A 14,779-nucleotide genomic window follows, 5' to 3' on the forward strand; every position below is an offset into this window, starting at 1 on the left:
GCTGTTCGCGCGGAGGAACCTGATGGATATAAAACAGTTAAAATATTTACTCGCGCTCGATGAGACCCGGCACTTTGGGAAAGCGGCCTCGCGGTGCAACATCACCCAGCCGACCCTCTCCATGCGCATCCGCAGCCTGGAAGAGGAGCTGGGACTGGTGCTGATTGTGCGCGGACAGCGTTTTGAAGGGTTTACGCCGGAGGGAGAGCGCATCCTCGCGTGGGCGCGCGCCCTTCTGGCCGCGCACGACGGATTGCAGGCGGAAGCCGCGCTGTGTAAAGGCCAGGTGGTGGGTGAGCTACGTCTGGGGATGGTCCCGCTGGCGAGCGTGGATCCGATGATCTTCATTCGTCAGCTGACGCAAAAATACCCTGAACTTACTTACAGCCTCTATTCGATGTCTTCGGCGCAGATTGCCGACGGGGTCAGCCGCAACCAGCTGGAACTGGGGATTTGCTATCTCAACAGCATCGACACCAGCCTGTTTGACATTATCCGGCTGCCAGAAACGAAAATGGGCCTGCTGCACGACGTCCGTCATTTCCAGCTTACCCCGGAGACGCTGACCTGGCACGACCTGACGGATTTTCCGCTGGGTTTTCTGACCAAAGGGATGCACTACCGGGCGCATATGGAGGCCAGCTTTAAATCTGCCGGCATCGAACCGACGGCCGTTTTTGAGAGCGACTCCACGTTCCAGATCATCCAGGCCGTACAGAGCGGCGTATGCTGCGCCGTGATGCCGCTGAACAACGGGCTGGAAGCCCTGAACAGCAATTTCAGGATTGTCCCCATCGCCGACGCGAACATTGAGGCCCCCATTGGCCTGATTATGCGCAGACAAAAACCGCTCTCCTCGCTGGCGCTGCGCTGCTTTACCGACGCGCAGGCAATCTATCACGCGAGCAACGAGGCGTAGGCCTGCCGCATCACCACGCTGAAACCGCTAATGAGCACCGCGTCGCACACCTCCCTGTATTCGGGCGAACTTACCAGCACGCAGAGCGCATCGCGAATGGCGTTAAGCGTTTCAGGCGAGGTGTTATGCGAGGTGATCAGCGGCAGCCCCGGCGTCAGCGGTGTGCGGTCAATGACCGCCAGCCCCGCAAGCCGTTCCGGCTCATGACGCTGCAGCAGTGCCCAGGTGACGCAGTCGATGGCCGCGATATCCCCAGCCCCACGCTTCACATCAATCAACGACTGACGGTGACTGCCGCTGAAGGACGTTTGCGAGAAAAATGGCCCGTCACTCGCCAGGCGAGCCACTTTTTTTCGCAGCGCGTTGAAGCCGGACTGGGAGTCCGCAGAATTACAGACCGCCCGACGTCCGCGAAAATCCGCCAGCGTGAGGTGCCGATCCGCCTCGCGCGCTACCAGAAAACTGCGGTACTGGCTCCCCTCGCAGCCCGCGGCGGTGTAGTGAAAACAGCCCACCACCTGTACCTCCGGGAGCTGCGTCACCAGCGGGTAGCCGCAGGTCTGGCTGAGAATAAGCGCAGGCTGCTGCCAGTGGGTCAGCAGGTCCGACTCCGGCCAGCCGGGAGCACCCTCGACGGACACGCCGCGCACGGCCAGCAGATGCTGCACCGCCAGCCAGAGCGCGCGGGTATCGGCGCGATCCACGGCGTACATGGGAAACGCCAGCAGGTTACTCATGCCTCTCCTCCTGTTGTTTTCCGGGATGGACGGTGACCTCCACTGGCTGGGTCCAGAACTGGCGTAGCCATTCACCGTAGCCTCGGACCACAAAGCCGTGGTTACGCTGCCGGTACGCCTCACGGTTTTGCCGGTAGATCGTCGGCAACCCGTACCAGGGAACGCCCGGCAGATCGTGATGGACTGAATGATAGTTGAGATTCAAAACAGCACCCGCCAGAATAGCCCGGCCTCGTTAATGACCGAGCGCGCGAGCGGATCGTCCGCCGCGCGATGTTCGTAAAACGAACGAACCTTGGTCAGCGCCAGCGCCGGATAGCTTACCGCCAGCACGAACCAGACGGGTGAAAAACCGACGTGCGTCATCCAGACGAAGAGCGCCACCAGCAGCAAAACGTGGACCAGCCACATTGCGATTGCCCGCTGGTGAAAATCACGAAACGCCGCCGCGGCACTGCCCAGCGTCTGAAAGATATCCAGCAGCGGCGCCAGCGCAATCCGACCGACAAAGGTATTTCGGGCGCGGATCGCGCGTTTCTGCCAGGGTGTAAAGCGCGCCCAGCTTTCATCGGTAAAATAGTACGACTCCGGGTCATCCGCCGGAAAGGTCAGGCTATCGTGACGATGATGGGCCAGATGCGAATCCCGGTACAGGCCGTACGGATACCAGACCGCCAGCGGGAGCGTGCCAAACAGCTGGTTGAGCCAGGCAAACCGCGTCGGGTGTCCGTGGATAAGCTCATGCTGCAGGGACATATACCAGGCGGTAAACCAGATCAGCAGCAGCGTGGCGGGCAGCAGGCCAAGCGTTTGCCAGAACCTCAGCGTGGCAAACCAGCCTGCATAAATAGTGACGATCAACAGCCACGTGGGCAGTTCGCTTCGCCACAGAAATCCCGACGCAAGACGGTGGATTTGTTCGCGTTGTTGCGGATGTAAATAGAGGGAGCTTCGTTTACCCATTCCTTCAGACGCCGTTTCGCCAGAGACAATGCCCTGACGATCGGGGATTACGTCTGAAATCACAAAGAACTTAAATCGCTTTGCTTTACCGGAATCGCGCTGCTTGACTTATTCTGCAATAAATGTACTTTTCAGGACATGAAGAAGATCCTGATTATTGTTCCCGACGGCGGCATGCTGTTTGAAGCCGCCGGTATCGCCGACATTCTGATGCAGGCCAACCGGCTGCATGCGGAAGGCCTTACCCAGCCCCGCTACCGGATTATCATCGCCACTACGCAGCCGCACCAGGTGATCCACGGCCAGTCCGGCCTGAATCTGCTGGCGGACTATCGCCTGCCGGAGCTGGATCCGCGTGAACCGCTGGACACCATTATCATCACCGGGCGCGGGATGAACGAGCAGGAGAGCACGGCGGTGGTGGACTGGCTGCACCTCGCTGCGCCGCATGCCCGACGGGTCGCCTCTATTTGCGGCGGCGCGATGCTGCTGGCCCAGACCGGCCTGCTGGACGGTCGCCGCGCGACCACCCACTGGCGGCTGCTGGAGACGATGCAAGCCCAGTACCCGGCTATCAAAGTCGAAGGCGGCCCGCTGTATATTCAGGATGGCCCCATCTGGACCTCTGGCGGCGTGAGTTCCGGGTTCGATCTGACGCTGGCGCTGGTGGAGGATGACTATGGCTTTACCCTCGCCCGCGACGTCGCGCAGGATATGGTGATGTACCTGCGCCGCCCCGGCGGGCAGCTGCAGTTCAGCCGCTACAGCCTGCAGCAGGCTGGATCATCAGGGCCGATCGGCGATCTGCAAACCTGGATCCTGCAGAACCTTACCGCCGACCTGTGCGTGGAAAATCTGGCGGAAAAAGTGGCGATGAGCCCGCGCAATTTTACCCGGGTATTTACCCGCGAGGCGGGGGTCTCTCCTGCCCGCTACGTCACCGAAGCGCGTCTGTCCGCTGCCCGCCAACTGCTTGAGCAAACGCATGATCCCCTTGAGCGCATTGCCGCGCAAAGCGGGTTTGGCACCAGTATTAATCTGCGCCGCGTGTTTGAGAAACAGCTCCACCTCACGCCGGGCGAATACCGCCAGCGCTTCCACTGCCGCAAGATGGCGTAATCTGATTCTTTTTTGTCGTTTACGCCAATCAGCCCGACGTCTACAGTGACTCCAGACAACAGAGATAAGGAGTGCACCATGGTTAAGGTCGGTATTAACGGTTTCGGCCGTATCGGACGTAATTTCCTGCGCGCGGCGCTGGGTAACCCGGATCTGCAGATTGTGGCCATTAACGATCTGACGGACAGTAAAACCCTCGCCCACCTGCTGAAACATGATTCCCTTCTGGGCAAGCTGCCTGCACCCGTTGAAGCCGCCGACGGCGCGCTGCAGGTGGATGGTCAGCGAATTACGGTGTTTAGCGAGCGCGATCCGGCAAATATCCCGTGGCGCGATGTCGGCGTTGACGTGGTGATTGAGGCCACCGGCTTCTTTACCGATCGGGAAAAAGCGGCGGTGCATATCACACGCGGTGGCGCTAAGCGCGTCATCATCTCCGCCCCCGGAAAGAATGACGATCTGACGGTCGTGATGGGCGTGAACCACGACAGCTATGACCCGGCTCAGCATTTTGTGGTGAGTAACGGAAGTTGCACCACTAACGGGCTGGCACCGGCGGCTCAGGTGCTGCATCAGCAGTTTGGCATTGAACATGGGCTGATGAACACAACACACGCCTACACCAACAGCCAGGCGCTGCACGACCAGCCGGAGAAAGATCTGCGCGGCGCACGTGCGGCGGCGCTGTCGATAGTGCCTTACTCCAGCGGCGCGGCGAAAGCGCTGGGCAAAGTGATCCCCTCCCTGGACGGCAAGCTGACCGGGTACTCCCTGCGCGTGCCGGTGCCGGTAGTGTCGATTGTGGATTTAACGGTAACCCTGAGCCGTAACGTGACAGCTGAAAAGGTGAATGAGGCGTTTCGTAATGCGGCAGCCGCTGGACCACTGAAAGGGATCCTGGGATACAGCGATGAACCGCTGGTCTCCAGCGACTATCAGGGCGACCCGCGCTCCTCAATTATCGACGGGCTTTCCACGCTGGTGATTGGCGGGAAGATGGTGAAGATCCTGGCGTGGTATGACAACGAATGGGGCTTCTCAAATCGCCTGGTGGATTTGGCGGTGCTGATGGATAAGAAAGGGCTGTAAGTCTGATGCCGGGTGGCGCAAGCGCTCACCCGGCATACATTACTCCGCTTTAACCTTCACGCCCATCAACACAATCACCATCGCCGTCACCAGCAGGAAACCGCTGCCGGCAAACACGCCGCTGGCACCGTTGAGGTCAAACACCGCCCCGCCAACTGCCGCACCGGCGCTTATCGCCAGCTGGATTGAGGCCACCAGCAGCCCCCCTGCACTTTCGGCTTCATCCGGAACGGTGGTGGCAAGCCAGGTTGACCAGCCCACCGGCACCAGACCAAACGCAAAGCCCCACAGCGCCACCAGGAAACCATCCAGCATCGCCAGATGACCAAACGCCACCATCGTTAGCGCCAGTATGCCCATGACGAACGGCACCAGCGCCAATGTCAGGCGAAGATTGCGTGCCAGCAGATGCCCGGCAACGGAGGTGCCGACAAAGTTCGCCAGCCCGAAGCCCAGCAGGATCAGTGAAATGGTCTCAACGCTCGCCTGCCCCACCGTTTCCAGGAACGGGCGCAGATAGGTGAAGAAAGCGAAATGGCCGCTGAAGATCAGAATGGTCGCCAGCATGCCGCCAATCATGCCCGGACGGCGCAGCACGCGGAACAGCGTGCTCAGGCTGCCGCTGCTCTCCGGCTTCATGGACGGCAGCACCCAAAGCTGCCACAGTACCGCCAGCATGCTCGGCAAAATGCAGAGAACAAAGACGTTACGCCAGCCGATCAGGCTGCCCAGATAGCTCCCCAGCGGTGCGGCCACCACGGTAGCAATAGAGACGCTGGAAAAAATGATCGCCAGCGCTTTGGGGACTTTGTCCGCCGGCACCAGCCTCATCGTTGTCGCCGTCGACATCGCCCAGAATCCACCGATGGCAACCCCTAACAGTAAACGCCCCATCAGTAGCACGTGCAGGGTAGGCGCAAAGGCCACCAGCAGGCTGGAGATGATTTGCAGTACGGAGAAAAACATCAGTACCCAGCGACGGTCGATATTTTTGGTCGCCGGGGCAATCAGCAGCCCGGTGACCAGCGCCACCAGCGCGGTAGCGGTGACGGCCTGCCCGGCCATGCCTTCCGTGACGCCCAGGCTGGCGGCCATCGGCGTCAACAGGCTGGCTGGCAGGAACTCTGCCGTTATCAAACCAAACACGCCCAGCCCCAGTGAATAGACGGCTCGCCAGGCGGGCCTGGCAGGCGCGACGGCCTCTCTCGCCACGACACATGAATTCATCGGTTGTTCTCCCGTTATTAAAATGTGACAACTGTCGCAAAAGCATAGAGGGTTCACCGTGGACGATCTATGACATATAATCTCCACTTATTGATTATTCGTCCGGAGTTGTGCCATGACCGTTCAGTCCCCCGATTTGATCAGCGAGCTCTTACGCGGCATGCGCCTGTCGGGCGTGAAATACCGACGGATTGAAGCCAGCGCGCCGTTTGGCGTGGCGTTTCACCAGGCACCCGGTAAGGCCCAGTTCCATTTCGTGAGCCACGGTAGCGCCCTGTTGCGAATGGAGAGCGGTGCGACCTTCGAACTGAGCGGCGGCGACGCGCTGTTTATTCCCGGCGGGAACGCCCACGCCCTGCTCTCTGACGCGCAGGCAGCCATTACTCCGGTGAACGCTTTTCCGAGCGAGCCTATCTGCAGCTCGGTGTGCGCCATAACCTGCGAGCCCTGCCCGGAGAGCGACAACACCATTATCTTTAGCGGGTGTATGGATTTCGAGCTCGGCGGGATGCAGCCGCTGATCAAAGCAATGCCGGAGGTGATGATGGTCAGCCGATTGATGTCCACCTGGCCGGAAATCCATCCGTTACTGGCGGCAATGGAGCGAGAATCCGTGGCGCGTCAGGCCGGGTTCGCCGGGATCCTTGCGCGGCTGGCTGACGTGGTGGCGGCATTAATTGTGCGCGGCTGGGTTGAGGGCGGCTGCGGTAAAGCCACCGGCTGGGTACAGGTGTTACGCGACCCGCGCCTGAGCCGGGCCATCTACGCAATGCACCAGCAGCCAGGCCTGAACTGGAGCGTGGCGGATCTGGCAAAAGAAGCGGGCACCTCCCGCTCCGTGTTTGCTGAACGGTTTCTGGCCGCGACGGGAACCACCCCGGCAAAATACCTCAGCGAACTGAGAATGCGACTTGCCATCCAGTATATTCGCCATGAAAACCAGCCGATTGAAACGGTCGCACTTAGGCTGGGTTATGGATCGCTGGCGGCGTTCAGCCGGGCCTTTCAGCGCATCATTGGCCATGCGCCGGGCACGCTGCGGGAAGCCAGCCAGACCCCGGAAGAGGTCTGACCGGCTAGCCGACATCAGAAATAGTATTTAAAGCGCACGCGGCCACCGTAGCGGTCGTCGTTTTTCTTATCACCCTCTTTCGGGGAAGCGTTGACCCAGGACGCATACGCGCCGAGATAGACGTTGAAATTTTTCATCTTCATGACGTTCGGGATCAGGTACGACGTATGGATGGTGTGAATGTCGTACTCGCCCGGGTCGGTGATCCAGCAGTCATTTTCACACTCGGCGTCAAACGTTGAGGTATTAAACTCGTCGATTTCGTTATGGGCGTAGATATAGCCCAGCTCAAAATTACGCCAGAGGGCATTGATGCCTGAGGTAAAGTCGGTTTCGCCCGTCGCGTCGAGGTAAGCCGTGTTGAGGTTCATGACCACGCCGTTCTCCGGATCGGTTTTGAGCCCGTCCCAGGTCATGGTAAACCCGTAGCCGGTCCGGTCTGACTGATCGACCCAGCGCCCTGCATCGTCACGATAGCCGTAAGCGTTGTTCACCAGGTTGCTTTCCATGGCGACCGCGGTGGAAAACGGTCCGTTCTGCCATGAGATAACCGGGCGTACGTAGGCGACATTTTTATCGTTCTCAAGTTCTGCGCCGTGATAGCGCTGGTCGACGTACAAATCGCTGCCGTCTTTGAACAGGGTATTCAGCTCAAAATACCAGTTATCCAGCGTCTTGCTCATCAGGAAGTTGCCACCGCTGTCGGTTCGCCCGCGCCCCTCTTTCAGCATATAGATATAGCCGTAGCCGTCGCTGTAGAGATCATCCGCGGTATTTCCTGAATATTCCACAAAGGTATCCTGATTGAGCGGGAACATATCGTAAGCCTCAAAGCGTCCGACCTTAATTTCCCAGTCGTTCTCGGAACCGAAGAAGAATACCGCATCATCGAGATACATTTTTCCGACGAGATCGCCGAGGGGCTGCACGGAGAAACCGGCAAAATTGCCGTTATCCATTTTACGATAACCGTCGAAGCCTAATAAAATACGCCCGTTAATATCCCAGCGTTCTTTATCTCCTGGTGCCCAGTCACTATTAGCGCTTTGCTTAACGGATGTCAGGCTGCCTGTTTTACTGGCGGCACCCATATTAAATTCAACGTCGCCATAAAATTTAATATCACCATATCCTGAAAGCGTCAGTTTTGGCGGCGCCGTCTTGCTCACCGGCTCTTCCGACTGTACAACCACGGCGGGTGCAGTCTGCGCGGCGGCCGCCTGCTGCTGTTTAAGCGCCTGAATTTGCGCTTCCAGTTGCGCCAGTTTTTCTTCCACGCTTGTCGAGGGCTGGGCAGCTAAAAGCGCACCGGAATAGAGCGCGCTCATCAGAATTACCGTTTTCTTTAATTTCATAGAATCCATCCTGATTATAAAAGTGAATACCCAAATATTGAGCCTCGCCATTTCGACCAAATACCCCTGGAGGTGCTATTATGTTTTTTGATAAGTTAATTATGAATTTTAACTTGTGTGATCGGCACTGAGAAAACATCACAAATTAAACGAAAGAAAGACCACTCACTTCACACTCTTATTCCATTAACCACATCTATATTTTAACGTGAGATATATATCATTATTTAAAGGCATGAATGATTTAATTCCATTTGCACAACTTATTCCTTCCAGCCGTACGGTACGGGCGGAGCGGTAAATTGTCTGGTTCTGCGAAAAATGGGATATTCAACACGCGAAGCGGGCAATATTCGTCTAAGGTTTTCAGGTGATTGATAACAGCGGTCACGCTGCTCAGGAATACAGGAGACGAACCGATGATAAGACCTCGTACTTTACGCCCTGCTCTTTTGCACCTCGCGCTCGGAGGCGCGCTACTCGGTGTGGCAACGATAGGTTATGCTGACGAACAGCCAGCCTACCAGAAAAATTCCCCCGATATTCTGCTTGGCCCTTTGTTTAATGATGTGCAGAGCGCCAAACTGTTTCCCGATCAAAAAACCTTTGCCGATGCCGTTCCAAAGAGCGATCCGCTGATGATTCTGGCGGATTACCGGATGCAGCACACCCAGACCAGCTTTGACCTGCGCCACTTTGTGGAGATGAACTTCACGCTGCCGACTGAAGGTGAAAAATATGTGCCGCCTGCGGGACAAAGTTTACGTGAACACATCGACGATCTCTGGCCTGTGCTGACGCGCACCACGGACAAAGCCAGCAACAAGTGGGATTCTCTCCTGCCGTTACCGAAGCCATACGTGGTGCCCGGCGGGCGCTTCCGCGAGGTGTATTACTGGGACAGCTATTTCACCATGCTGGGCTTAGCCGAAAGCGGCCACTGGGATAAAATCAGCGATATGGTGGATAACTTCGCCTGGGAGATTGATACCTTCGGCCATATTCCCAACGGCAACCGCAGCTACTACCTGAGCCGCTCCCAGCCGCCGTTCTTCTCCCTGATGGTGGAACTGCTGGCGACGCATGACAAAGACGCGCTGAAAAAATACCGTCCACAAATGGAAAAAGAGTACACCTACTGGATGGAGGGCGTAGAAAGCCTTCAGCCTGGGCAGGCTAACCAGCGCGTGGTGAAGCTGGATGACGGTTCGGTGCTTAACCGCTACTGGGACGATCGCGATACCCCGCGCCCGGAGTCCTGGCTTGATGATATCACCACGGCGAAGAGCAACCCTAACCGCCCTGCAACGGAGATTTACCGCGATCTGCGCTCCGCAGCGGCTTCGGGCTGGGACTTTAGCTCCCGCTGGATGGACGATCCGCAAAAGCTCGGCACGATCCGCACCACCAGTATTGTGCCCGTCGATCTAAACGCCCTGATGTTTAAAATGGAAAAACTGCTCGCGCGAGCAGGCCAGGAGGCGGGCGACAGCGCGGCGGCGAGTAAATACGAGGCATTAGCAACCGCGCGTCAGAAAGCCATTGAGCGCCACCTGTGGAACGATAAAGAGGGCTGGTACGCCGATTACGATCTCAAGAGTAAGAAGGTGCGCAACCAGCTCACGGCCGCCGCTCTCTTCCCGCTCTACGTGAAGGCAGCAGCGCAGGATCGCGCCGATAAAGTGGCCGCGGCCACCTCCGCGCGCCTGTTGAAGCCGGGCGGGATCACCACCACCACCATCAACAGCGGCCAGCAGTGGGATGCGCCAAACGGCTGGGCGCCGCTGCAGTGGGTGGCAACGGAAGGCTTGCAGAACTATGGACAGGATAAGGTTGCGATGAACGTAACCTGGCGCTTCCTGAAGAACGTTCAGCATACTTACGATCGCGAGAAGAAGCTGGTGGAGAAGTATGATGTTTCATCCACCGGTACCGGCGGTGGCGGTGGCGAATATCCGCTGCAGGATGGTTTCGGCTGGAGCAACGGCGTGACGCTGAAGATGCTGGATCTGGTTTGTCCTAAAGAGAAACCGTGCGACAGCGTGCCGGAAAATCAGCCTGCGGCGAATGATGAGGCTGCGCCGGAGAAAGCTGCGGCGCAGTAAAGGGTATTGCCGGGTGGCGGCTACGCCTTACCCGGCCTACCTTCTGAACTCACAGGGATTTACTCAGAAGCTGTAACTCGCCCCTAGCTGATACGTCCTGTCACGCCCAATCCAGCAGTTGGTTGCGTCGTAGCAGGTCAGCGTCTCTTTATTGGTGATGTTCTGCGCGCTGGCTTTAAGCGTCAGCCCCGCCAGCGAAGGCAGAATTTCACCCATCCGGTACGAGGCCGCCAGATCGTACTGTGTAGTGCCCCCCAGTTTGCCCGCATCGTTAGCCGGTGAAATCTCCATCGGCCCGGTATAGCGCGCCCCGGCGCCCAGCATCAGCCCCTTTAACGGCGTACTTTCGAAGGTGTAGTCTCCCCAGAGATTGAACGCATTCTCCGGCACCTGGGTTGGACGCTTGCCCTGGTACTTATCATCTTCGGTATTGATTGCGTGGGTGTAAGCATAGTTGGCAATCAGCGTCAGGTTGTCCGTCGGACGGCTGATGGCGGAGAGCTCTGCCCCTTTGGATTCCACTTCACCGGTCTGACGATAGTTCAGGAAACCCGGGTCGGAAGTGACAACGTTTTTCTGCCGGATGTTAAACACCGAGGCGGTAAACGTCGTGGCGTACTCGGCCAGCAGATATTTTACCCCGCCTTCTACCTGCTTGCTGGTGGTCGGCTTGACGTCTTTCGCCGTGAGCGTCCCCTGCGGCGACACCGGTGCAAAACCTTCTGAATAGCTGATAAACGGCGAAATACCGTTTTCGAAGGCATAAAGCGCCCCCAGGCGTTTGGTCACGCGATCCTGCGATACCCAGGCCTTATCGCCGTTTTGCAGGTAATCAGTGGTGACGGAGCGGTAATCGTCGTAGCGCAGGCTGCCCAGCAGATTTAAGCCGCCGAATTCCACCTGATCCTGCAGGTAGTAACCGTTCTGCTGGTAGCTGAGACGGTTTTTCTGGGCCGTGTAGAGCCCCAGCGCGCTTTCGTGGATTTGCGAATAGTCAGGATTACGCATATCCATGCCCGGCGTGGTCGACGCGTAACGGTAGTGGAAATGGGAATTCAGCCTCTGATAGTCAAACCCGGCCAGCAGATGGTGTTTCCAGTCGCCCAGCGCAACGGTTTTGGTCACCTGGTTGTCGATGTTGAAGCTCTTAAGATCTTCATCGGTGGTATAGGCAAAGCGGTTAAGTTGATATACCTCGCTTCCCGTTCCCGTCGCGTAGACGCTGTTCTGGTGGGTATCGACGTCGAAATAGCGCGCTTTCTGATTAAAGCCCCAGCCGCTGTCGAACTCATGTTCGAAGCTGTAGCCCAGCATCCACTGGCGCTGCTTAAACCCGCTCCATTCATCTCCGGCGTAATCCCGGCGATCGGCATATTTCGAGCGCAGATAAGCGAGCGGCAGCGGGTTAGACGGCGTCAGGCTCGGGGAGTTTTGCGCCAGCGCATCCAGGGTGAGGCGGGTTTTGCTGTCGGGTTGCCAGGTGACGGACGGGGCGACCAGATAATTTTCATAGCGGCTGGTGTGCGGCTGATCGTCATTCTCCGTCGCCTTACCCAGCAGACGGTAATTCCAGTCGCTGTCGGCAATCTGTCCGGTCGAGTCAAGGTAGCCCTCTTTCAGATTACGGTTTCCGGTGTTAACGCCAAATTCAGTTCGGGCTTCCCGCTGCGGCTTTTTACTTTGAATATTTACCAGCCCGCCCGGGGAGCCGCCGCCGTAAAGCACCGATGACGGCCCCTTCAGGATATCGACGCTCTCTATCAGCAGCGGATCGATGCGCGCTTTCGTATTGCCGGTGACGTTATAGGGCAGTTGCAGCCCGTTATAGAACTCCTGGTCGACGGTAAAGCCACGAATTTTGTATTCGCTCATATAGGAGGTGTTACCCCGCACCTCGGTTGAGACGCCTGGGGCATAGCGCAGGATTTCATTCACGGAATTCGCGTGACGCTTTTCAATTTCCGGCGCAGAGAGCGTGTTGATGACCTGCGGCGTTTTACTTTCGGCAACGGCCGATTTCGTTGCGCTGTTCGTCCAGGCCGGCAGCGCGCTGCCCTGCTCTGAGCCCGTGACGACGATGGTGGATTCTTCGGCGAAAGCCTGGGCCTGCAGTGCCAGCGTGACGGCACCCGCCAGGGCGCATAACCTAAAACGTGAGGAGTTCATAATGTCGTCTTGTTGTTAGATGCAATTAGGAACGACAATTATTATCATTTCGATTAACAAATCAATATTCAGGCAAAAAAAACGGCCCTCCGCAGAGAGCCGTTCTGTGATTTTATGCTCGTCGTAGTAATCTGAATATGCCCAGCACAACAATGGCACCCACGACAGCGACCAGGAAACTGTGCATGTCGAAACCACTGATGTCACCTCCGAAGCCAAACATTGTCGCCAGCCAGCCGCCTACAACCGCACCAACGACACCGAGAACACAGGTCAAAATAAAGCCGCCGCCATCATTTCCCGGCATGATCAGTTTTGCGATCGCGCCAGCAATAAGGCCAAAAATAATCCAGGCGATGATACCCATAGCAATGCCCTCTTACAGATTAAACGCATGTGCAGAAAACCTTCTGCGCAGGTAACTTAAGTATAGGTCATCACCGGAAAACCAATTTCGTCTCACCGACTTATCTTGCGTGCGACCGTTAAAAAAACTCACCGGTTTGTATTAAGTTTGAAAGTGGATTGCCGATAACGCTAAGACAGTCTGTCATCAATCAAGGAGCCATCCGGCGTGAGTCATTACAGTGAGCAGTTCCTCAAGCAAAATCCGCTGGCTGTATTAGGGGTATTACGCGACCTGCAAAAAGGCGAAGTGCCGCTGCGCATCAGCTGGTCGAATAATCAGTTCATCAGCAAGATCCTTGACGTCTCGCAGGAGCGACTGGTTATCGATCTGGGTAGCCAGGAGTATGAAAACCGCGCGGCGCTGAAAGCAGAGAATATCGCCGTCATGGCCGAAACCCAGGGGGCCAAAGTGGAGTTTGTCCTGCAGCGGCTTGAGCTGAGCGAGTACCAGGGCCTTCCTGCTTTTGTTACCCCCCTTCCTGGCAACCTCTGGTTTGTTCAGCGTCGTGAATACTTCCGCATCAGCGCCCCGCTTCACCCTGCCTATTTCTGTAAAGCCAAAATGCCGGACAAAAAAGAGATCCGCTTCCGTCTTTTTGACCTGTCGCTGGGCGGAATGGGCGCGCTGATGGATACCCCGAAGCCGGACGGACTGGTCGAAGGCATGCGGTTTACGCAAATAGAACTGGATATGGCTGGCTGGGGGCGCTTTTATTTCGATGCACAGCTGATTGCCATCAGCGAGCGCACGGTGGTCGACAGTAAGAACGAAACGATTACCACGCCGCGTCTGAGCTTCCGTTTTCTGAACGTCGGACCGGGCGCTGAGCGCGAGCTGCAGCATATTATCTACTCGCTGGAGCGTGAAGCACGGGAACGTGCGAACAAGGTTCTGTGAGAGAAGTCGGGCAGCGTGAGCGCCGCCCGTTTGCGGCATTACATGGCATCCATCGCTTTCTGTACTTTCCAGATATAACGAGGCGCCTGTGGTGCCGGATGATTTTTCGCCACGTGCTCGACGAACTCATCTTTGTCCATGTCGTTGATCTCTTCTATCGCCTCTTTACGGTCAGAGGAGAAGGTTCTGAGCAACGCCCCGGCGCCGTTCACGTACGAGACCACCAGCGCATATTGCATCACTTCCGGATCCTCAATTCCCTTCAGCACGCCGTGTTCCAGAATGCTCAGATAAGCGGTCCCCATTGAAATGTTGCGTTCCGGGTTCTTCAGCTCGCTGGTCGACGGCTGACCGTTCCAGCCCATATAGCGGTAGACCTCTCTCCCCGCCGTTGACGCTTTCAGCTGCATCAGCCCCACCGCGTTGGATTTGCTGACAAGCGTGGGATTACCGCCGGATTCCACCGCAATAATGGCGGTGATCAGACGCGGACTGACGCCCCAGGCCTTTCCGGCTTTTTCGCTGATCGGCATCCACTGCATGGCCCGTTTCACCGGCACTTCCGGATTCCAGGGCGGGTTTTGATAATCATGTTTTGAACTACAGCCAGCCAGCAAAACAATCAAAAAAGCAAACCATCTCAATTTCACGTCATCTATCCTTATAGCCGGTCATCGCGGTGCGCCGCCCTTGAAGCAGGCAGCGTATACGCGGCATGATA

12 protein-coding genes and 1 pseudogene are annotated in these 14,779 nt (G+C 57.1%); 6 read left to right on the forward strand and 7 right to left on the reverse strand.

All coding sequences use genetic code 11. The features are described from left to right. Positions 1-22 precede the first annotated feature (22 nt). Positions 23-919, forward strand: a complete 897-nt coding sequence (locus D5066_RS10145; RefSeq protein ID WP_119915867.1) for a LysR family transcriptional regulator — start codon at positions 23-25, stop codon at positions 917-919. Here the strand turns inward: D5066_RS10145 and D5066_RS10150 are convergent. Beyond that, the gene (locus tag D5066_RS10150; RefSeq protein WP_119915868.1) at positions 898-1,656 is read right to left on the reverse strand and encodes a phosphate/phosphite/phosphonate ABC transporter substrate-binding protein; all 759 of its coding nucleotides are present in this window, start codon (positions 1,654-1,656) and stop codon (positions 898-900) included. The genes D5066_RS10145 and D5066_RS10150 overlap by 22 nt on opposite strands. Continuing rightward, positions 1,649-2,619 (reverse strand): annotated as a pseudogene (locus D5066_RS10155) (fatty acid desaturase). Before D5066_RS10155 ends, D5066_RS10150 begins: the two are co-directional and overlap by 8 nt. Positions 2,620-2,757: 138 nt before the next feature. Between D5066_RS10155 and D5066_RS10160 the strand changes: the two are divergent. Together D5066_RS10160 and gap are read left to right on the forward strand one after the other, a co-directional pair. Further along, complete coding sequence (locus D5066_RS10160; protein WP_119915869.1) at positions 2,758-3,738, forward strand: GlxA family transcriptional regulator; 981 nt, start codon at positions 2,758-2,760, stop codon at positions 3,736-3,738. A gap of 78 nt (positions 3,739-3,816) precedes the next feature. After that, positions 3,817-4,827: a type I glyceraldehyde-3-phosphate dehydrogenase gene (gene gap, locus D5066_RS10165; RefSeq protein WP_119915870.1), complete on the forward strand. Its 1,011-nt coding sequence runs from the start codon at positions 3,817-3,819 to the stop codon at positions 4,825-4,827. 39 nt (positions 4,828-4,866) lie between these two features. Here the strand turns inward: gap and D5066_RS10170 are convergent, their stop codons facing one another. After that, positions 4,867-6,054 (reverse strand): MFS transporter, encoded by a 1,188-nt coding sequence (locus D5066_RS10170; protein ID WP_119915871.1) that lies wholly within the window; start codon positions 6,052-6,054, stop codon positions 4,867-4,869. Positions 6,055-6,169: 115 nt separating this feature from the next. Between D5066_RS10170 and D5066_RS10175 the strand changes: the two genes are divergently transcribed. Beyond that, the gene (locus D5066_RS10175; RefSeq protein WP_119915872.1) at positions 6,170-7,126 is read left to right on the forward strand and encodes an AraC family transcriptional regulator; all 957 of its coding nucleotides are present in this window, start codon (positions 6,170-6,172) and stop codon (positions 7,124-7,126) included. A gap of 14 nt (positions 7,127-7,140) precedes the next feature. Here D5066_RS10175 and D5066_RS10180 read toward each other — a convergent pair whose 3' ends face one another. Further along, positions 7,141-8,481 carry a carbohydrate porin gene (locus tag D5066_RS10180; protein WP_119915873.1) on the reverse strand — a complete coding sequence of 447 codons (1,341 nt, stop codon included), beginning with the start codon at positions 8,479-8,481 and terminating at the stop codon, positions 7,141-7,143. 419 nt (positions 8,482-8,900) lie between these two features. On the opposite strand from D5066_RS10180, the gene D5066_RS10185 reads away from it, so the two are divergent. Continuing rightward, complete coding sequence (locus D5066_RS10185; protein WP_119915874.1) at positions 8,901-10,586, forward strand: alpha,alpha-trehalase; 1,686 nt, start codon at positions 8,901-8,903, stop codon at positions 10,584-10,586. Positions 10,587-10,649: 63 nt separating this feature from the next. Here D5066_RS10185 and D5066_RS10190 read toward each other — a convergent pair whose 3' ends face one another. Continuing rightward, a complete protein-coding gene (locus D5066_RS10190; protein ID WP_119915875.1) occupies positions 10,650-12,752 on the reverse strand; it encodes a TonB-dependent siderophore receptor in 2,103 nt (700 codons plus the stop codon). A 112-nt stretch (positions 12,753-12,864) separates the two neighbouring features. Then, positions 12,865-13,119, reverse strand: coding sequence for a GlsB/YeaQ/YmgE family stress response membrane protein (locus tag D5066_RS10195; RefSeq protein WP_028013508.1), 255 nt, complete (start codon positions 13,117-13,119; stop codon positions 12,865-12,867). Between the two features lie 207 nt (positions 13,120-13,326). Between D5066_RS10195 and ycgR the strand changes: the two genes are divergently transcribed. Continuing rightward, entirely contained in the window at positions 13,327-14,058 is a 732-nt protein-coding gene (gene ycgR, locus D5066_RS10200) for a flagellar brake protein YcgR (protein WP_119915876.1), read from the forward strand. Between the two features lie 38 nt (positions 14,059-14,096). Here the strand turns inward: ycgR and emtA are convergent, their stop codons facing one another. Next, positions 14,097-14,708: a membrane-bound lytic murein transglycosylase EmtA gene (gene emtA, locus D5066_RS10205; RefSeq protein ID WP_080329418.1), complete on the reverse strand. Its 612-nt coding sequence runs from the start codon at positions 14,706-14,708 to the stop codon at positions 14,097-14,099. Positions 14,709-14,779: the final 71 nt, after the last annotated feature.

Origin of the sequence: Enterobacter chuandaensis, assembly GCF_003594915.1 — a bacterium.
Classification (GTDB): Bacteria; Pseudomonadota; Gammaproteobacteria; order Enterobacterales; family Enterobacteriaceae; genus Enterobacter; species Enterobacter chuandaensis.